Origin of the sequence: Bacillus sp. FDAARGOS_235 (genome assembly GCF_002073415.2) — a bacterium.
Classification (GTDB): Bacteria; Bacillota; Bacilli; order Bacillales; family Bacillaceae_G; genus Bacillus_A; species Bacillus_A toyonensis.
The window spans coordinates 17,250-37,187 of the sequence record NZ_CP020437.2; the positions used below are offsets into that span (position 1 = coordinate 17,250).

Sequence of the window (19,938 nt, forward strand, 5' to 3'; positions counted from 1 at the left end):
CTTTTTGTATACATCATTTTCTCTTTTTCTTCAAACTCTTCTCATACGCATAAAGCTTATGAACCTCTTCTTTAAATTCATTCAGAAGTACAGTGTTTTCACCATTTGAATAACGTACTGCATTATACGCATCTATAATAATATGCCTCTGAATATGTATACCTTCATCATCATGAATTCTTTCTAACCATGCTTCAACTGTTTCTCCTCGTTCCCGGTTTAAAGGAGGGGATAATTTACTTTCCAGTTTGAAAATTTCTTTTCGAATTTCATTATGTGGTGGTTTATTTCGCTTCATTCGTTTTTGGCTCATACCTTCTTTATCAGTAATGATTGTAGATTCGAAGACTGGTATATTTGGTAAACTTAAATGTTTTCGATGTTTTATTATTTTCCAAACGATATAAATGGCGATGGTGGTACAGACTATTATGGTTATGCTATTTATAAGAGTTGGATCAAAAGGAAGTGGCTCCAGATCATCTTTAATAGTAGGATCTTTTAGATTCCCTTTATTCGACCAAAAATCATCTGTTTCTTTTAATGCAGCTGCCGAAAACAACGGATTGATAGCGTATCCGAATCCTAACGCAACTACTTGAACGATATAAGAAAAAACAAGACGAATATAAGGGAATACCGGAATAAGTAAAGCACCAATTGTTCCAATAGCAATAATAGAAGTGAAACGTAATAGCTGTTGATTACGATTTGAACCTGTTTGCCAAAATGTAATCATAATGTGTAAAACTAATAATAACAATTTCCATAACGGTGGAAAAGGGGCATGAAATATAGCTGAAAATACAAACCATAAAATACCGCTTAACGACTTTTGCACCGGATACCCAGGTCCAATTGCATGTACGATAAAGAAGAAAAGCGGTAACATAATTGTGCCAAAAAGAGAAAAAGGTAGGATGAAAGAACAACCGACTATTTGAGCAACTAACAGTATTACAAATCCTGTTGTTTTTTTCTTCATTAATTTATTAATAAGAAGTACTCCTACATAACCGGTCGCTAAAAATATAGCAATACCAACTATTTCGTCTCTTTCCGTTAATAACGAAAGGAGAAGTAGCAGAATAAAGTCATTAACGTGATAGAGCCAAGTTTTCAACTGCTTCCACCATCCCTTCAATATTTATGAGAAATGTAGGTTGCGTTAGAAGAGGGAGCTCATTCTTCTGTATACCGATGTAAATCATCGTAGACGAGCGTTCTCTTTTTCTCGTTACATAGTGAAGAAATCCTTGTTTTGGAAGAAGTGTACTATCATCTGAAATACGTGCCAATTCCTCTAATGCCTTCCCATAATGTATTTGTCCTTCGTTTAATGGTAAGTGCAGAGGGCCACCTTCTGCTAATACACTAATAAACAATTCAAACGGAATTTGCTGCTTCGTTGCGTACTGGCAAATATATGTTGCATATGAAATAAGTTCTTCTACATCATCTCTCCAACCAAACCCGCGATTAGCAGCTAAAGAAAGACAAATCGTCCAGCTATAATTTTTTACTGGTTCATATTGTTTTGCTTGTAATTCCTGCATTTTAGCAGATGCTTTCCAATGAATAGAGCGGAATGATTCACGTTCATATCGTTTCACACCGATAATAGATGTTTCATCATTGTAAAAAGAAAAATTCGTTCGATATGAACCATTTAATAGTTGCTGAAGTTCTTGCAAACCTGCTACTTCTTTAGGAGAAGGATACACAATAATTTCGGTCTTTAATTTATCAAAAACAGGTAAATGTACATTCAATTGATGAAATGGATCTTTTAATACACATTCGAACTGTTCAATTTGAAACACACCACGCTTCGTCGCAGTTAATGTTAAATCCCATTTTTGCGCTGAATGTGCAGGTTGTGAAAATGGAAAGGAGAATAATGTCTTTGAAATTTGTTCAATTCCTTGATCTTTATGCGGTATAAGAGATGAATGTAAATGAAAATAACAAACCCCGTTCACGAGTGGTATGCTTGCTCCATTTTTTAAATGAATAAAAAATTGTCCAGTTTCATCAGGAAATAGCCGAGTCGTTTGTTTCTCATTTATAACTTGAAACTTTTTCTCTATGAAAGCGACGTATTTATAAATGAAAATCGCAAATAAATAATAGAAGAAAAAGAGAAACATAAGCATGCGTTGCGGGAAAAAGAATGTGAAAAGTAACGCGACGGGCACAGTTAATTGAATAATATGAAGCTGAAAAAATAAAGGTACAGTTACAACGCGTTGACCATTCATGCTTGCTCAATCTCCACTGGTACATCAACCTCTTTTAAAATTCTTTGCATAATTTCTTTTTTTGTTGTGCGTAATGCACCTTCCATCGATAAGACGATACGGTGATTCCAAACAGAAGGAACTAAAAATTGTATATCTTCAGGCGTACAATATTCTCTGCCACGTAAAAAGGCTAACGCTTGAACAGCGCGTACTAAAGATAAAGTGGCACGCGGGCTTACACCGTTAGTGATGTAATCATGATTTCTTGTAGCGTGAGCAAGTTTAATTATATAATGTTCCAACGGTTCTGATACGAAAATTTCTTTTACTCGTTTCTGTGCTTCTAAAATAGTTTCTAAAGAGATTACAGAGGTTACATTTTCTAATGGTGTATCGTTACGAAAACGTCGCATCATTTGTAGCTCATCTTCTGGAGCCGGATAACCGATTGAAATTGTCATTAAAAAACGATCGAGCTGTGCATCAGGAAGAGGGAAAGTTCCTTGTGATTCAATTGGATTTTGCGTCGCAATAACAAAGAACGGTTTCGGAAGAGGAGTGGACTTCTTTTCAAGCGTCACTTGTCGTTCTTCCATCGCTTCTAACAAACTAGACTGTGTTCTCGGCATAGCACGGTTAATTTCATCTGCTAGTAAAATGTTCGTTATAACTGGTCCAAGTCTTAATTCGAATTCGCTCGTTTTTGGGTTGAAATATTCAATACCTGTTACATCACTCGGAAGTACATCAGGGGTAAATTGAACACGAGAGAAATTACCACCAATACTTTTTGAAATTGTTTTCGCAAGTAACGTTTTCCCAGTACCAGGCACATCTTCAAGCAGTACATGTCCATCAGCAAGTAGAGAAACGAGTAGTAGATCAATAACATTTTCCTTACCAACAAACACAGACCTTATATTTTCTTTTAATTTATGAATCATATGTATCATTCCTTTCAGTATAAAAGAGTTAATGTTTCTATATTTTAACAAATTATTCTGAAAATTGGTAGTATTTTTCAATTTAAAGAAATGGATATTTAATTATTAAATTATACTTGTATATTTTGGAATATGATTATACAATATCGTTATACGATGTATCGTAAATCGATATATCATAAGACGATGTATCGGAGGTAGGTATAATGAATGCAAAAGCACAAAAATATATTCCGTTAACAGAGGCGACGTATTACATACTTTTGTCATTAGTGAAACCAATGCACGGATATGGAATTATGCAAATGGTTGAAGAGATGACAAAAGGGGAAGTAAAGCTCGGTCCTGGTACTTTATATGGGAATACGACGAAGTTACTAAAAGAGAAGTTAATTGTTGAAGTGGCCTCTACAGACAGAAAGAAGTGCTATGAGTTAACGTCGTTTGGGAGAGAAGTGTTAGAGCTAGAATATAACAGGTTACAGAGATCTGTAAGGAATGGAAATAGGATATTAGGGGAGTGAATGGAAGATGGAGACAAAGAAGGTATTTAAATTTTTCGCTGGATGGAGTTTAGAAAAAGAGGAAGCCTTTTTAAGAAAAATGCATCAACAAGGTTGGGCATTACAAAAATATAATATAATGTATACGTTTAAGGAAACAAAACCGAAAGATGTAATATATAAAGCAGATTTTAGATTAGATTATAAAGATACAAAAGAAAAACAAAAAGAATATATTGAAATATATGAAATGTGTGGGTGGAAACATGTAACGAGTTTTGCGAAATGGAATTATTTTTGTAAAGAAGTAGAAGAGGAAAATAAGTTGCCTGACATATATTCAGACAAGGAAACGAGGGTACAAAAACTTACTGAGTTGTTACAGTTCGTTGCGATTATGTTTGTAACGTTAATGCCAGCGCTTTACTTATGTTTTCTTGGTATATCAGAATCTGGATTATATAAAGGTATGGTAGGCTTTTTTGGTTTCGTATATGTATATATACTTATTAATTTATATTGGAAGATTAAAAAGTTGAAAAAGGAAATATTATAACAAAGAGTGATATTATTAGAGAAGATAATTATTGTCTAGGAATCATCTTCTCAAATCTTTATATATATTTATTTTGTTCATTCTTTTTTACATAATAAAAGACGACCTTTTTAAGTCATAGAATTAAAAGTTACAAAGATAACTACCAGTAACAATACCTAAAAAAATCATAAATGAAGAAGAAATAATTAATAATAACGAACTAGCAATTAATATCACTTTATTAGATTTTTGATTTTTAAAATGGTAATAAAGTAAAAGACCACAAATAGTAGAAAGAATCCATATTGTTAGACCGTAAGAAGTCGTTATTTTCTTCCAATCGAAGATCCAAAAGTAAAAGATTACTATGTGACAAGTTAATAGTAGAAATGTAGATGGAATCATTCACTTGTTATTTAAAATCATTTGTTTTAATTCTCTTCTGTAAATATTACTAAAAGGGTATGAGGTTTAACATATAATAAGGAAGGAATACGTTTTTTGTTACCATATTAAACGGAAAAATCCCTTATAGAAAAGTCTATTTCTACAAGGGACAATCATGTTTTTATTAGAAAGACTGATTTTGCGCGGGTTTAATAAATTGTTCAGGGTTTTCAACAAGTCCGCATACAGCGCATTGGACTCGGTATGTAGGTCCTTGATAAGCCATATGAAAAGCATTCATCGTTTCATTAGTATACTCTTCTTCTACTTGACCAGTTTGAGGATTTAACTTTACTGGTTTTACTTGTTGCTCAAGAATGTTAAAGCGAGTACGATTTGTTTTACAGCTTGGACAAAGCATTGGTTCCATATGTATACACCTCCATTTGTAGCATTTCTTAAACAGTATAATTTTATGCAAGTAAAAAAACTTTCTCAATATAAATAGGTGTTTAAAGTATTTAAAATTCAGAAAAAATAAAATATAATAAAAGTACGAACTGGTTATGTCCAAACCAAATCTCCTGTTTTATGCCAATAAGCTGGGAGGCCGAGAAATCGGCCTCATTTTTTTATGTTCATTTGTAGGAAGAACAAGGTTTTTTTGTAGTTTTTGTCGAATTTTTAGGGATGAATACAAAAGGGGGATGTAACATGAATTTAAAAATGAAATATATCATTTTATATGTAGAAAAGTTTGAAGAATGTTTAAGATTCTATAAAGATACTTTACAGTTACCTATAAAAGCTGAGCATGGTACATATATTGAATTTAATACTGGATCTACAATATTAGCGATGAATACACGAGAAGACGTGAAAGAATTAACAGGACTACCGCTTACAGAAGGTGAATTACAATCTTCGCACTTCGAATTAGGATTCGTAGTTGAGAATGTACAAGAAAAAATTGAGCAATTCAGAGAGCAAGGCATTAAAGTTTTAGTTGAGCCAATTGTGAAACCGTGGGGACAAACAATTGCCTATATTGCTGATCCAGATGGAAATTATATTGAAATTTGCAGTTCATTAGAATAGAGGGAGAAAAAGAGATGGGATTTCCGAAACTAGAAACAGAACGTTTACTTTTAAGAGAACTTACACTATTAGATGCAGAAATGATGTTCCAATATTTTGCGAAAGAATCTGTTATACGATATTTCGGAATGGATTCTTTCGAAAATATTGAGCAAGCGAAAACAACGATTCAAACGTTTAAAAATCGTTATGAAGAAGGCAATGTGTTTCGCTGGGGAATAGAGAAAAAAGGGACGGACCAATTAATCGGAACGTGCGGATTTCATTTAATTAACAATCATCATAAACGAGCTGAAATTGGTTATGAATTAGATGATATATATTGGGGAATGGGATATGCATCCGAAGCATTACAAGCCATTTTAACTTACGGATTTGAAACGTTACAGCTCATAAGAATCGCTGCTGTCGTATATGTGGAAAATGAAGCTTCTCAAAAATTGTTGAAAAAAGCAGGGTTTCAAGAAGAAGGATTACTTCGAAAACATATGATTCAAAATGGAGTTGCTCATGACACCATTTTATTTTCTTTATTAAAAGAAGAGTGGAAGAAGCAATGAGTACGAGTGAAATTATAAGTATAATGAAGAAACATAAAGAAAACCGATTCATTATCGGAATAGATGGTTTAAGTCGTTCAGGAAAAACAACATTCGCAACAAAATTAAAAGAAAATATGAAACAAGAAGGCATTCCGTTTCATATTTTCCATATTGATGATCATATAGTGGAGCGTAATAAACGATATCAAACAGGATATGAAGAATGGTATGAGTACTATCATTTACAGTGGGATATTGCATACTTGCGGCAGAAATTTTTTCAACAGTTACAACATGAAACGAAATTGAAATTGCCTTTCTATTATGATGATACAGATTCATGTGAAATGAAAAAAGTCCAGATCCCTATTGTAGGTGTAATTGTAATTGAAGGAGTTTTTCTACAGCGAAAAGAATGGAGAGATTTCTTTCATTATATGGTGTATTTGGACTGTCCAAGGGAAACAAGGTTTCAGCGTGAAAGCGAAGAGACACAAAAGAAACTTTCAAAGTTTCAAAACAGGTATTGGAAAGCAGAGGAGTATTATTTAGAAATGGAATTGCCGAAGGATAGGGCGGATTTAGTCATACAATGATTCGAAAATAGAAGGGTGAATACAATGAATATTTTGTGGGATTTTGATGGGACGTTATTTGATACGTATCCTGCATATACGAAGATGCTTTCTGAAATATTAGGTGATACAGTAGATGAACAAGAAATATACAAAAACTTGAAAATATCATATTCTCACGCAATTCATTATTATAATATTTCATGTGAGCAGGAAGAAAAGATTAAAATTTTGAAGAAGAAATTTACTCCAAAAGATATGAAGCCTTTTGCTGGTGTCGAAAAGGTTTTGAAATTTGCAGATAAAAATGTAATCATGACCCATAAACATAAAGCAGGGGTTATGGAAATTTTAAAATATTACGGATGGGATAAATACTTCGTCGATATGGTTACAATTGACGATGGTTTCCCTCGAAAACCGAATTCTTTAGCGTATGATCATTTACATAGGAAGTACAATATTGATTTAGCTATTGGAGATAGAGAGTTAGATTTATTACCTGCAAAGGAATTAGGTATTTCAACATGCATGTTTCAAGGGATTTGTGATGTAGCGGATTATTCTTTGGCACATTACTCGGAATTTTTTAAGGTAGTGGTTGATAGAGAGGTTTCTTTATAAATGGTTTGAAAATAACCTTTACTTTTCATACAAAAAGTAGAGGTTATTTTATATGTAGTAGGTTAATTATTTTGGGAAGCTTTTTCAAGAGCTTTATTAGTTTCTTTAAAAGGATTGGCTTTACAGGTTATACATGGTACACCTGCATATATATTAGTAGAAGAAAATTTACTTTCGTTAGTTTCAAATTAAAATAAGATTTTTAATAATGGAGAGGGGTTAAGATATGGACTTTCAAAAAATGTTTAAAAAATATCGAGACGACCATCAACATCCAATGAATAAATTTTTTCACTTTATTGGTATTCCTACAATTATCATTTCTATATTCATTTTATTCGTGAATTGGAAATTAGGGCTATCATTATTTATATTAGGATGGATTTTTCAATTTGTAGGTCATGCAATTGAAGGTAAGAAGCCGACTTTCTTATCAAACCCAGCATATTTGGTAGTAGGTCCAATATATTTTTTAAAAAAAGTATTAAAAAGAAATTAACTCAATAAAAGTGCTATAGGCGGTAAAATAAAACCAAATTATAGTTATTCGTGCTAGTATGAAATCATAGCTATACAGAAGGGGTGGGTTATGATGAAAACCGAAATAGTCCTCAAAAAGAAGTACAGTATAATAAGCTATATATCTTTATTTATTGGAATTTTGTGTTTTTTATTCGTTTTTATAACTCCAACGAGGATAGCGAATGCGGGTAATATAGTGGGAGATTATATTACTATTGCTCTTACAGGCGTAGGTATCATACTTTCAATAATTATAATGACGAAAAAAACAGAGAAGAAGGGGATAGGTATTCTTTCATTCATACTGTCCTCATCATTTTTTATATTTTGGATCATCACGATTATCTTATTGTTTACTGGTCAAATTAATTTCGCACCGTAATATGCAATAAAAAGAGTCCTTCATGTGAGAAGGACTCTTTTTATTCGGTATCTTCAGGTTGATATTCTAAAATATCCCCTGGTTGGCATTCTAATGCTTTACAAATTGCTTCTAAAGTTGAAAATCGAATCGCTTTTGCTTTTCCGTTTTTCAAAATAGAAAGGTTAGCCATTGTAATTCCAACCTTCTCCGAAAGCTCTGTTACACTCATTTTTCTTTTCGCTAACATTACATCAATATTAATTATTATTGCCATATTATTCACCTCAGACCGTTAAATCATTTTCTGATTTTATATTAATAGCATCTTTTAATAGTCTTTGGAGAACGGCAGCAAAGACAGCGATAACCAATGAAGCAAAAATCATAATCATTCCAATAATAATAATGCCCGGGGCGTCATCTCTCTCTGCCACGAGATAGAAAAGTGGCATGCCTAATACATATAATACACTAATTGTTAATGCACTGTTCTTAATATTTTTTAACGCTTTTACAGACAATTTTGAGAATGCGTTGTTTTTGTCAATATAGTTTAACAGCTTAAACGTTTGGTACAGTGCGAAATAGTAAGGTATTGCTGTTGCGTATAAGTTGATAAATACAAGATATTTAATATATGCAATATCAGGATATAATTCTGCTGCAAAATCCCCAATTTTAGGGACCAAAAATATACACATAGCTAGAACAGGGATTCCAATCATAATCACAACGGTTTTTAAAAATAGTGTGGATCCTTGTTTCATAAAAAGCACCTCATTTATTTAATATCTTATAAATTTAACATAAAATTTATCGTTTAACAATAAATTTTTATTCATTATAATCATTCTTTTGTTGTTAAATAAATTTTGAATTTAAACGAATATAATCGTTCCTTATTTCTGTAAATGATGTTATGTTAAAAGTAATGATTAATCCTTTTGTATATTAAAAGTTTTTAGAAAATCAATATTTTGCGTAATTTGACGAGGTGTTAATGAAATGAAATCGTACACACAATTTGAACGAAGAAAACACATACTAGATGAGTTGGAAAAGTATAACAGAGTGATGGTAAATGATTTAGCAAAGGTATTAAATGTTACAACAGAAACGATACGAAGAGATTTAGATATGTTGCACAAGGAAGGACAGCTTACGAAAATACATGGTGGTGCAATTAAGAAAAAAGATCAAACACTAGAATTTCATTTTGATAAACGTCGATCTGAGAATATTGAAGAAAAACGAAAAATTGCAATGGAAGCAAGTAAAATCATAGAAGATAATGATATTATCGCAATTGAAATTGGGACAACCACAATGCAAATTTTAGATTTCATATACGATAAAAAGAATTTGACAATTTTAACAAACTCGATACCAGCTGTCAATAAAATTATTGAGCTGAAAGACCAATACGATTCCTTTGATTGCAGGTTAATAGTCATTGGGGGAATATTGAATACGAATTCCTTAGCATTGTCTGGAGAAATGACGTTAAACTATCTGGATCATTTCACTGTTAATAAATTATTTGCATCTTGTGATGGTATTTCACTAGAAAAAGAACTGACATGTTCGTATATTGAAGATGCACAAATATTTAAGCAGCTAAAGAATAATGCAAAACAAGTTGTAATGATGGCTGATGAGTCAAAATTTAATTTAACAAAGTTTTATAAAAGTGGGAGTTTTAGTGATATAGATGCATTATATACAAACGCTAAGCTCGATGAAGTATGGCAAAATATTTTAACAAATAATGGGGTTGAATTAATAACAGTATAGAAAAACGAAAAGACTATTTCTTAATAAGTTGAGAAATAGTCTTTTTTATTGTTTGTATGTTGTTTTATTTTGTTAATTTGTTGTTTTTTACAATTAGTTAACAAACAAACAACATTGTGTTAATAATGAACTCTTACAATATGAATTAGGAGGTGGCAAGAATGCAAATAAAACTATCAAAAGCTGTGTTCTTTTTACTACCAGTTGGAATACCTCTAATCTTGTTTTGGATTATTCCGAATTTCATTAGTTTAGGTATTAGTTTTACTGATTGGGATTTTATGACGAATGATTTTAATTTTGTTGGTTTAGAAAACTATTTTAATTTATTTACACAAGATTCTTTTATGCAAGCATTGCTCAATACGTTTTATTTCGGAATTGGAACAGTCATTCCAACAATTGTATTGGGCTTAGGTTTCGCATTATTCTTCCGAAAAAAATTTAAAGGTTCTGCATTGTACCAATTAATGATTTTTTCACCTTGGGTAACGCCAACAATAGCTGTATCCATTGTGTGGTCACTTTTATATGAACCTCAATTTGGAGTTATTAATAAAGTGCTAAACTTTTTCGGGATACCAGGTTTGGACTGGCTTCAAAGTAGTAAAACAGCGATGTTAGCAGTCATTATAATGACAGTTTGGAAATTAGTTGGTTGGACGATGATCTTCTATATCGGCGCATTAGAAAAAGTTCCAGATAGTTTATATGAAGCAGCTAGTATTGATGGAGCAAATGCATGGCAGAAATTTCGATATGTAACACTGCCTATGGTTTCATCAACAACTTTCTTCTTAGTCGTCGTCAATACAATTTCTTCGGTGCAGGCTTACGATCAAATAAAGATTTTAACACAAGGTGGGCCTAGTGGTTCGACGCGTACGTTACTGTATTTATTCTTCCAACAAGGGTTTGAACAGTTTGATATGGGATCTGCAACAGCAATCGCATTTATCATACTAATCATTACAATTTTACTATCTGTTATTAACAAAATAATAGGTGATAAGTGGGTGAACTATTAAGGTGAATAATATGAAAAAAGGTCCATTAATCGTAAAGCATCTCTTTTTAGCATTATCAAGTATACTATTTGTTTTTCCGTTCATATGGATGGTACTTGGTTCGTTTAAAACATCTAGTGAAGTATTACAAGGAGGTTTTTGGCCTAAAGAATTTCACTGGGAAAATTATCGACAAGTATTAGACATACTACCATTTAACACATATTTATTTAATAGTTTTTATACATCTTTCATCATTACTATATATGTGCTTGTTTCATCTGCACTGTTTGCGTATATGTTAGCATTTTACAAGTTTAAAGGTAAAAATATTACATTTAGTGTCGTGATGGCAACCTATATGATTCCTGGAGCTGTTTCGTATGTTCCTGTATATGTAATGTTAGGGAAATTCGGGCTACTTGATTCACATTTTGGATACATGATTTCTATGGCTGTTAGCGTATTCGGTATTTTCTATTTAAAACAAACGTTCCACAAAGTTGGTTTTGAAATAGTAGAAGCAGCCAAAATTGATGGAGCAAGTGATTGGTGTATTCTTTGGAAAATTATTTTTCCAATGACACGATCATCATTTGTAACACTAGGATTGGTCACATTTATTGGTAATTATAATAATTACGTTTGGCCAGCTCTTATATTGAAAGATAATACGCAAAAGTTAATTACGAATGGAATTGCTGATTATTTCATTAATAGTTCCTTAGGGCGAGATTGGTCACACATTATGGTGGCAAGTACAATCGCAACGGTGCCGCTCTTAATCGTATTTTTGATTCTACAAAAATGGTTCTTATCTGGTGTTACTGATTCAGGAATAAAGGGGTAAGTAAATAGTAAAGGAGATTTATGGGATGAAAAAATTTTTCATGCTTCTAACAGTTTTAACATTGTTTGTTAGTGCACTTGCGGGTTGTTCAGGCGGAAAAGGAAGTACGGTCAAAGCGAGTAAAGAAGGGGAGAAGGTTGTTGTTCCATTCATTAACGGAGTAGGGGGCTCTCTTGCAGATCGTGTAGATCAAATTGTGGAAGAATACAATAAAAGTCAGGACAAATATGTAGTGAAAACGACAAAAGCGGGTAGCTACGATGAGTCATATCAAAAGTTACAAAGTGGATTTGCAGCGAATAACCAAGAAGCAATTGCATTACTAGGTTCTGATGTCATGCAAGAATATGCTAAAAAACAGTTAATCGTACCTATAGATGAATATGTTAAAAATGATACTAATTTCAAAAAAGAAGATTATGGAAAAGGGTTTATGGAGCAAGCAACAATTGACGAGAAGTTGTATGGAATTCCATTCTACGGTACAACGCAAATTCTTTATTACAATAAAAAAGCATTAGCGGAGAATGGCTTTACAAAAGATGATTTAAAGACGTGGGAAGGTGTAGAAAAGGTAGCAAAAACAGTCGCAAAACGTGGTGAAAATGGAAATGTGACATATGCGGGCTGGATGCCGATGTGGGGGACGTCAAATTTAATTGATGCGGTTCGCAGTGCCGGTGGAAACGTATTAAGCGAAGATGGTAAAAAAGTATTAATTAACGATGACACTTGGGTTTCGGTATGGGAGAAATTCCGTACATGGCTACATGAAGATAAAATTATGAAAATACATTCAGGTGGTACTGGATGGGAATATTGGGATAAAACTGTAATTGATTTAGTTGAAGGTAGAACGTTAGGATTTACAGGCTCATCTGGTGATCAAGGATTTGTTTTTAAATCATTAGGAAAAGGAATGACGGAAGAAGAACGCCTTAACACATTTGAAGCATTACCTCAGCCTGCTTGGGGTAATAATAAACCAGCGCCAAAACTAGAAACATATTTATTCACATTAACGAGAAATATTGATCCAGAAGTAGCAAAAGGCGCATATGACTTTATGAAATTTGCGACAAGCACTGAGAAAACGGCTGAATGGTCCATGGCTACAGGTTATATCCCTGTTCGTAATAATGTAACAGATTACGGCCCATATGCTGAATTTGTAAAAAAACAACCACAAGCATTAATCCCAGTAGAGCAAGCTAACAATAATGGAGTGGGACCATTTGTAGATCCAACGGGCGGAAAAATTAATGACGCTTTAAATGTAGCGAAAGATAAAGTAGAGATTGAAGGAGTTCCAGCAAAGAAAGCGTTAGATGAAGCAGCTAAAGTTGCGCAAGAAGAATTAGATAAAGTTCTGAAAAAGAAGAAGTAAACCGGTTTGTAGTATGAACATGAGGTGCTTCTGAGCGAAGGAAGTGTCTCTAAAATTCACTTGAAAAGGTGTGAAAACAATGATCGAAATAACAAGTACGATAACACTTTCCCCATTCATAAAAAACAAACATTGTTTCCAAATGGATGAAACTGATATTATAAATTTCACATTAACGATTGATCAAGGAGATAGCCGGAAAATTCCACTTTTATTAATCGTAAGAAATCCTAACGGTTATGTACGTATACAATATCAAACTCCAATTGTAACTGAAAAACTAGTCGTTTCGAAGGATTCCATGTTTTGCTCTGCTGGTTGTATTGGAGGAGAAATACAACCAGGTACTTGGGAATTAGAAGTCATATATATCCCTCATTGTGCAAAGAAAGTAGTAAAGTTTACCGGAGAAAAAGTTGACTATACAGTAAAAATAGAAGTGAATGATTATTTGGAACGAAAGTATAATAGAGAGCACTTTTGTAAGGGAAATGTTTTTATCGATGAAGACCGTTTTAATAAGGTAGTAAATGAAGAACATCGCTGGTACAAAGGGGATTTTCATGAACATACAGATTTAACAGACGGCGAGATAGATGATGAACTTGGAATGCAAGTATGTGAAAAACAAGAATTAGATTTTTTATATGCGACGGAGCACAATATTATTATGCCATCTTATGAAAAAGGAAACACATTAATTATACCATCTATGGAACTTACAACTCCTCTCGGTCATTACAACATATTTGGTATAAGAGAATTCGTTGATTTTACAGAGTATGTAGATGAATCATTTAGCGTCGAAAAAATGAATGCACTATTTTCACTCATGAAAGAAAAAGGCTATGTATTAAGTGTAAATCATCCATTTATGAAGCCTTGGGCGAACCAAATTAATATTAACTTAGAAAATGTTCATACAATGGAAATTATGTGTGATCCAACTTATAAAAAAAGTAAATCATCTACTTTAGAAGCTTTGCGTTGTTTCGATCAAATGTGGTCAAATGGTATTAAAATCTGGGGAATAGGAGGAAGTGATTCTCATTTACATCCGTCAAAAACATTCCCAGGATCAAAAGACCCATCCATTTACGGTGATCCAGGAACATATGTATTATGTAATGGTTTATCTATTAAAAACTTAAAATCTGCGATCAAAAAGGGACGAGTTTATTTCTCTCGATTTAGAAAAATAGCGATAGACATTCAAAACGAAGGTAAAACGATTTATGTCGGTGATGAGGCTAAAGGAAATATTATTTACAACATTTCTACTGACAAACCGTGTGAGTGGAGACTAATAATAAATGGGCAAATAATTGAACAAAAACCTGGCAGCGACGTAACTTTTGAATTTTCATTAAATGAAGGGGCGTATGCTAGGGTTGAAGGATGGGAAGAGGACGAATTAGTAGCGTTTATTAATCCTATTCATAATAAAGTTGAGAATAAAAATATGAAAACATGGGATGAAGTTATAGGGGGAATAAAAGGTGAATAAAGCGATTATTTTTGATAAAGATGGAACATTAATACAGTTAGATTCAGTTTGGTACAAAATTGTGCATCGTGTGTTAGATGATATTTTTCAAACATATCCAAATGAAAAAAGTAAACGAGATGATTACTTAACGATTATCGGCATGAATGATAACGATTTTGAGAGTACAAGTTTACTAGCTTGTCGCACAAATTACTTTATTGCGGCTGCATGGTATTCGTTATTAGAAAACCGACATGTAGTTAAAGATAATTTCATTCATAATGTATGTCTTTTATTCAAAAAGTACTCTACAGCAGATGACCTTATATTTACAGAAGTAGAAGGTGCAAAGGAAACGTTACGATATCTAAAAGACAACGAATTTATTATTGGGGTTGTTACGGCAGATGATGTTGATGCAGCTATTCATTCTCTGAAGACGACTGAGTTATATGATTACGTAGATTTTTTAGGTGCGGATGATGGTGTGAATAGGACAAAACCTGAAAGTGACTTTTATCATATGTTTAAAGAAAAATTTTCACTAACTGAAGATGATGTGCTTATGGTAGGTGATACATTAACAGATGTTACATTTGCAAGAAATAGCAACATTAAAGTAGTGGGCGTTTTATCGGGTGCGAGCAAAAAAGAAGATTTAGAAGGAAAAGCGGATTATATTTTAGATAGTATGAAGGATATTTCGAAGGTTTTATAAACTGTTTCCTGAATGTTTTAAAAACAACAAATAAATACAACTCAATTTCTAGGAGGATACTATGGCTCAACTATCATTCAAAAACATTTACAAAAAATATAATCATGATGTGACAATCGTAAAAGATTTGAACCTAGAAGTAAATGATGGAGAATTTATCGTTTTGGTTGGCCCTTCAGGGTGTGGGAAATCTACAACATTACGTATGATTGCAGGACTTGAAGAGATTTCAGATGGCGACTTTTATATCGACGGAAAACGTGTAAATGATATTACACCGAAAGATAGAGATATTGCAATGGTATTTCAAAACTATGCGCTGTATCCGCATATGAGTGTTTATGAAAACATGGCATTTGGATTAAAACTACGAAAATATAGCAAAGAAGAAATTGACCAGCGTGTGCAACGTGCAGCAAAAATTCTTGGGCTTGAGCAGTATTTAAGTCGAAAGCCAAAAGCACTTTCAGGTGGACAGCGTCAGCGTGTTGCCTTGGGCCGAGCGATTGTTCGAAATGCAAAGGTATTTTTAATGGACGAGCCTTTATCAAACTTAGATGCGAAGTTACGTGTTCAAATGCGTGCTGAGATTACGAAACTACACAAGCAGCTACAAACAACAACTGTGTATGTAACACACGATCAAATAGAAGCTATGACGATGGCGACTCGCCTTGTTGTGCTCAAAGATGGGATTATACAACAAGTAGGTACACCGACAGAAGTATATGAAAATCCTGAGAATGTGTTTGTCGGAGGATTCATTGGTTCTCCTGGAATGAATTTTTTCAAAGGCGTATTAACAGATACTGCAGTTATGGTTGATAAATGGAAACTTGAAGTGCCAGAAGAGAAGATGAAAGGCTTGCGAGATAACGGATATGCGAATAAAGAAATCATAATAGGAATACGTCCAGAAGACTTTTATTATGGAAAAGCAATCGAGACTTTACCATATAATGCAAAAGTAACGGTATCTATTGATGTAGCAGAATTAATGGGAGCAGAAACATATTTATACTCCAACTTAAATGGACAATCTTTTGTTGCACGTGTTGAGGCTTCAGTTGATATGCAAAGTCAATCAAATATAGATCTAGTTTTGAACATGGACAAAGTTCATTATTTCGATTCAGAAACTGAGAAACGAATTGTTTTATAGATAACAATTAAGGTGATTGTATTTTTAAGGTTTCTTCAACTAAATGAATAGTAACATGGCCGATTATCCATTACAGGAAATCGGCTTTTTTTATATAAAAGATCGTGTAGCGTACGAAAAACGCTTTTTGTTGGCAGCATCTCATCGTTAGCAAGTTGAAATTTTATAATGCCTCCAAAAAAATATATCTTTATAGTGAATTCCCCCTGTGATTTAGAAAATCAGTAGTGTATTTTAGCTATTTATAAAAAAATATTTTGACCCACATAAAATTATTTATCCCTTCGAATATATATAAAGAAGAAAAAAATCATGGTAAAGCACTATGAAAAGGCACTATGACAACTATGGTGGCCTGCAGCTCATTTCTGATCAAAAGTAAATTTACACAAAATCGTATATCATTTCGAATTATATATATGGATATCATTAATGTTTATATTTATATAAAAGGTGAGGAAGAAATATGAAAGAAATGTATGAAGAAATCACTGAAGTATTAAAGGTATTGGCGCATCCTATCCGTCTATCCTTAGTAGAAATAATGCGAAAAAAAGGCCCTACTAATGCAACAACAATGTATGGAAATTTACAAATGCCTCAAAGTACAATTAGTCGACATTTATTCAAACTAAGAGCTGCTAAAATCATTACAGGTACTCGGAAAGGATTAGAAGTTTTTTATGAAATAACGGAAAATCGTACAAAAGCGATATTATCAAGTTTGATTTAAATGCTAATTTTAATGAAAAGATGCGCCATTCTTTCTGTGGAAACTATAGGAAAGGATGGCGTTATTGTATGTCAATTTTTGAATTTAATGAATTACAACTATTGGATTAATAAATTGAAGACGAGAATGTAAATATATAATATCGTTATATTTATTTTTATTGAAGTTTTGTATTTTCATAAAAAATCAATTGGTTCATGAAATAGATCCAGTTTCGGTAAAATCAGTTGTAATAAGTGATTATTACCTTCGTTGTGCATTTTATTCGATTTATATCGTTTCTAGGAAACTAGTTATTGTTAGTTTTGTGACAATGGGGGACTAATAATATAAAAGAAAATATACTTGCGTACACTTAATAAAAAGTCGAAACCCTATTTACATACGAATTGTTACATTGAGGATGTCGAAAACAGCTTATGGAGGAACAAGAATGATGAATCTTAAAAAGATGATGGGACTAACATTAGTGGGAACGGTAGTACTAAGTTTATTAGGTACAGGAATCTTGATGAACGATAATGAGGTTAAAGCTGAGACAAAAGAGGCGGGACATCAACCCAAAAATATAATTATGATGGTTATGGATGGAACGAGCTCTTCAGCAACAACGTTAGCTCGCTTGTATAAAGGGGCACCGCTTGCATTAGATGAAATCATAACGGGAGGTGTTCGCACATATTCAGCAGAATCCGCTATTACAGACTCAGCCCCAGCAGCTACAGCTTTAGCAACAGGGAATAAATCAAATTCAGGATATGTAGGTGTATTGCCATCAATTGTGAATTCACCTAGCTTAAAACCAATTAAAGAAGAGGAGAAGCTGCGGCCAGTTGCGAACGTTCTAGAAGGTGCAAAGCGCTCTGGTCGCGCAACTGGAATTGTTGCTACATCTGAAATTCAACATGCTACTCCTGCTGGGTTCTCTGCCCATCATGCTAACCGCAAGCATTTTGACATAATTGCGAAGCAGCAAGTGTATCAAAATATAGATGTCGTATTAGGCGGGGGAAAAGCAGCACTACAGCCTGTGAAAAGAAATGGAATCCGTAAAGATGGTGAAGATTTAGTTAAAGTGATTCAAGATAAAGGATACGACTTAGTTGAAACAAAAGATGCATTATTGAACTCTAAATCTGATAAAATTTGGGGCTCTTTCTCACATAATGCCCTTGCGTTCGATATGGATCGTGAAGTAACAAATCCAGAGCAACCAACACTTTCTCAAATGACGGAAAAAGCAATTCAAACATTATCAAAAGATAAAGATGGCTTCTTTTTATTTGTAGAAGGAAGTAAGCCAGATTGGGCAGCCCATGCGAATGATCCAATTGGGATTATTAGTGATGTATTGGCATTTGATAATGCGGTTGCAGAAGCATTAAAATTTGCGAAGAAAGACGGTAATACGATGCTCATTGCTGTAGCTGACCATGGCAACAGTGGTATCTCTATTGGCAATAGGAATACGACAAAGGGATATAATACTAAACCTGTATCTGCATACATTGCCCCATTGAAAAAGGCGAAAATGACACTTGAAGGGACTACAAATAAAATGAAATCTGATTTATCAAATGTAGAAGGTGTAGCTAAACTATACGGTTTGGACAATCTAACTCATGATGAAAAAGAAAAATTAAAAGCGGCAAAAAAGAAAATGGATGTAGGTCGAATCCTTACTACGTTATTGGCTAATCGTGCAAATATTGGCTTTACGACAGGAGGACATACAGGTGAGGATGTATTCTTATACTCTTATGGACCACAAAAACCAGAAGGCTTAATCCAAAATATAGACATTGCGAAGACGATGGCGAAAGCAATGGGCTTTAACTTAGAAGAAGTAACAAATAAAATATTTTTAGAGAGTGAACAAGCCTTTAAGAGAATTGGTGCCACTGTATCAATCGACAAAACCGATGTAGCAAACCCAGTGCTCGTAGTAAATCATAATAAAGTGGAAGCTCAATTAAGTGTTAATAAAAATATAATTCGTATTAATGATAAAGAGTATGAATTAGGAAGTATTATTGTAGAGAGTAATGGGAAGTTCTATGTACCGGAAGAAGCAATTCAATTATTTGTAAAGCATTCTCGTTAAAAAATTGCCAACTAGCTAACCTTGCTAAGCGAACTGGTTGGCAATATTTTTGTGTTTTGTCCTGTAAATAGTGATGTTTGGATTCTGCCGCAAAGTTTTCCAGAAGAGACTTATAAAAACAAGAAAGGAAAAAAATGCTTCTCTTAAAATAAAGAAGTTCGTTTGTAGAATAGAGAATTGATACATATAGTAAAGTTTTAATAAGTAATGTATGATCACTCAATATTTACAGAAAATATATTAATACTTTAGAATTCCTTTAATTTTCATTATTATTTGTTTAAAATTATCCGTTATATTTATAATGTGTTTATTTCAATTTATCGTATTGCGACGCAGTTTCACACAATTATA

Annotated in this window: 23 protein-coding genes and 1 pseudogene; 17 read left to right on the plus strand and 7 right to left on the minus strand. The window is 33.1% G+C overall.

Annotated features, from left to right (window positions below; all coding sequences use genetic code 11):
• Window positions 1–13: 13 nt before the first annotated feature.
• The 3 genes from A6J74_RS01600 to A6J74_RS01610 are packed head-to-tail and all read right to left on the minus strand — an operon-like array spanning window position 14 to window position 3,187.
• Window positions 14–1,123, minus strand: coding sequence for a DUF4018 domain-containing protein (locus A6J74_RS01600; RefSeq protein WP_080609270.1), 1,110 nt, complete (start codon window positions 1,121–1,123; stop codon window positions 14–16).
• Window positions 1,098–2,261, minus strand: a complete 1,164-nt coding sequence (locus A6J74_RS01605; RefSeq protein WP_001014410.1) for a DUF58 domain-containing protein — start codon at window positions 2,259–2,261, stop codon at window positions 1,098–1,100. The genes A6J74_RS01600 and A6J74_RS01605 overlap by 26 nt, the downstream gene beginning before the upstream one ends.
• Window positions 2,258–3,187, minus strand: a complete 930-nt coding sequence (locus A6J74_RS01610; protein WP_000581421.1) for an AAA family ATPase — start codon at window positions 3,185–3,187, stop codon at window positions 2,258–2,260. The genes A6J74_RS01605 and A6J74_RS01610 overlap by 4 nt, the downstream gene beginning before the upstream one ends.
• Before the next feature lie 206 nt (window positions 3,188–3,393).
• Between A6J74_RS01610 and A6J74_RS01615 the strand changes: the two genes are divergently transcribed.
• Window positions 3,394–3,711, plus strand: a complete 318-nt coding sequence (locus tag A6J74_RS01615; RefSeq protein ID WP_000991886.1) for a PadR family transcriptional regulator — start codon at window positions 3,394–3,396, stop codon at window positions 3,709–3,711.
• 7 nt (window positions 3,712–3,718) lie between these two features.
• Window positions 3,719–4,246: a DUF2812 domain-containing protein gene (locus A6J74_RS01620; RefSeq protein WP_000448414.1), complete on the plus strand. Its 528-nt coding sequence runs from the start codon at window positions 3,719–3,721 to the stop codon at window positions 4,244–4,246.
• Between the two features lie 110 nt (window positions 4,247–4,356).
• Here the strand turns inward: A6J74_RS01620 and A6J74_RS30595 are convergent.
• Both A6J74_RS30595 and A6J74_RS01630 read right to left on the minus strand, forming a co-directional pair.
• Window positions 4,357–4,633, minus strand: a pseudogene (locus A6J74_RS30595) (hypothetical protein).
• A gap of 166 nt (window positions 4,634–4,799) precedes the next feature.
• Window positions 4,800–5,045, minus strand: a complete 246-nt coding sequence (locus A6J74_RS01630) for a hypothetical protein (protein ID WP_000433609.1) — start codon at window positions 5,043–5,045, stop codon at window positions 4,800–4,802.
• 284 nt (window positions 5,046–5,329) lie between these two features.
• Between A6J74_RS01630 and A6J74_RS01635 the strand changes: the two genes are divergently transcribed.
• From A6J74_RS01635 to A6J74_RS01665, 6 genes are all read left to right on the plus strand, one after another.
• Window positions 5,330–5,713 carry a VOC family protein gene (locus A6J74_RS01635; RefSeq protein ID WP_001049856.1) on the plus strand — a complete coding sequence of 128 codons (384 nt, stop codon included), beginning with the start codon at window positions 5,330–5,332 and terminating at the stop codon, window positions 5,711–5,713.
• A gap of 14 nt (window positions 5,714–5,727) precedes the next feature.
• Window positions 5,728–6,273 (plus strand): GNAT family N-acetyltransferase, encoded by a 546-nt coding sequence (locus A6J74_RS01640; RefSeq protein ID WP_000506649.1) that lies wholly within the window; start codon window positions 5,728–5,730, stop codon window positions 6,271–6,273.
• Window positions 6,270–6,851: a kinase gene (locus A6J74_RS01645; RefSeq protein ID WP_000107737.1), complete on the plus strand. Its 582-nt coding sequence runs from the start codon at window positions 6,270–6,272 to the stop codon at window positions 6,849–6,851. Before A6J74_RS01640 ends, A6J74_RS01645 begins: the two co-directional genes overlap by 4 nt.
• A 24-nt stretch (window positions 6,852–6,875) precedes the next feature.
• On the plus strand, window positions 6,876–7,454 hold the full coding sequence (locus tag A6J74_RS01650; protein ID WP_001024225.1) for an HAD-IA family hydrolase: 579 nt from the start codon (window positions 6,876–6,878) through the stop codon (window positions 7,452–7,454).
• A gap of 226 nt (window positions 7,455–7,680) precedes the next feature.
• Window positions 7,681–7,953, plus strand: coding sequence for an Mpo1-like protein (locus A6J74_RS01660; protein ID WP_000347330.1), 273 nt, complete (start codon window positions 7,681–7,683; stop codon window positions 7,951–7,953).
• Window positions 7,954–8,046: 93 nt separating this feature from the next.
• Window positions 8,047–8,358: a hypothetical protein gene (locus A6J74_RS01665; RefSeq protein WP_000845544.1), complete on the plus strand. Its 312-nt coding sequence runs from the start codon at window positions 8,047–8,049 to the stop codon at window positions 8,356–8,358.
• 40 nt (window positions 8,359–8,398) lie between these two features.
• On the opposite strand, the gene A6J74_RS01670 is transcribed toward A6J74_RS01665, so the two are convergent.
• Both A6J74_RS01670 and A6J74_RS01675 read right to left on the minus strand, forming a co-directional pair.
• Window positions 8,399–8,614, minus strand: coding sequence for a helix-turn-helix domain-containing protein (locus A6J74_RS01670; RefSeq protein ID WP_000974611.1), 216 nt, complete (start codon window positions 8,612–8,614; stop codon window positions 8,399–8,401).
• Between the two features lie 10 nt (window positions 8,615–8,624).
• Complete coding sequence (locus A6J74_RS01675) at window positions 8,625–9,107, minus strand: DUF2975 domain-containing protein (protein ID WP_000809129.1); 483 nt, start codon at window positions 9,105–9,107, stop codon at window positions 8,625–8,627.
• Window positions 9,108–9,345: 238 nt separating this feature from the next.
• Between A6J74_RS01675 and A6J74_RS01680 the strand changes: the two genes are divergently transcribed.
• The 9 genes from A6J74_RS01680 (at window position 9,346) to A6J74_RS01720 (ending at window position 19,584) form a co-directional block, all read left to right on the plus strand.
• Window positions 9,346–10,134: a DeoR/GlpR family DNA-binding transcription regulator gene (locus A6J74_RS01680; RefSeq protein WP_000844588.1), complete on the plus strand. Its 789-nt coding sequence runs from the start codon at window positions 9,346–9,348 to the stop codon at window positions 10,132–10,134.
• Between the two features lie 161 nt (window positions 10,135–10,295).
• The gene (locus A6J74_RS01685; protein ID WP_001165982.1) at window positions 10,296–11,162 is read left to right on the plus strand and encodes a carbohydrate ABC transporter permease; all 867 of its coding nucleotides are present in this window, start codon (window positions 10,296–10,298) and stop codon (window positions 11,160–11,162) included.
• A gap of 10 nt (window positions 11,163–11,172) precedes the next feature.
• Window positions 11,173–11,991, plus strand: a complete 819-nt coding sequence (locus A6J74_RS01690) for a carbohydrate ABC transporter permease (protein ID WP_000715651.1) — start codon at window positions 11,173–11,175, stop codon at window positions 11,989–11,991.
• A 25-nt stretch (window positions 11,992–12,016) separates the two neighbouring features.
• A complete protein-coding gene (locus A6J74_RS01695; RefSeq protein WP_000713117.1) occupies window positions 12,017–13,378 on the plus strand; it encodes an extracellular solute-binding protein in 1,362 nt (453 codons plus the stop codon).
• 79 nt (window positions 13,379–13,457) lie between these two features.
• Window positions 13,458–14,885, plus strand: a complete 1,428-nt coding sequence (locus tag A6J74_RS01700) for a CehA/McbA family metallohydrolase (RefSeq protein WP_000570211.1) — start codon at window positions 13,458–13,460, stop codon at window positions 14,883–14,885.
• Entirely contained in the window at window positions 14,878–15,585 is a 708-nt protein-coding gene (locus tag A6J74_RS01705; RefSeq protein ID WP_001030211.1) for an HAD family hydrolase, read from the plus strand. Before A6J74_RS01700 ends, A6J74_RS01705 begins: the two co-directional genes overlap by 8 nt.
• 61 nt (window positions 15,586–15,646) lie before the next feature.
• Window positions 15,647–16,747: an ABC transporter ATP-binding protein gene (locus A6J74_RS01710; protein ID WP_000057932.1), complete on the plus strand. Its 1,101-nt coding sequence runs from the start codon at window positions 15,647–15,649 to the stop codon at window positions 16,745–16,747.
• A gap of 466 nt (window positions 16,748–17,213) precedes the next feature.
• Entirely contained in the window at window positions 17,214–17,480 is a 267-nt protein-coding gene (locus tag A6J74_RS01715) for an ArsR/SmtB family transcription factor (protein ID WP_000661859.1), read from the plus strand.
• 433 nt (window positions 17,481–17,913) lie between these two features.
• The gene (locus A6J74_RS01720) at window positions 17,914–19,584 is read left to right on the plus strand and encodes an alkaline phosphatase (protein WP_000981473.1); all 1,671 of its coding nucleotides are present in this window, start codon (window positions 17,914–17,916) and stop codon (window positions 19,582–19,584) included.
• Window positions 19,585–19,938: the final 354 nt, after the last annotated feature.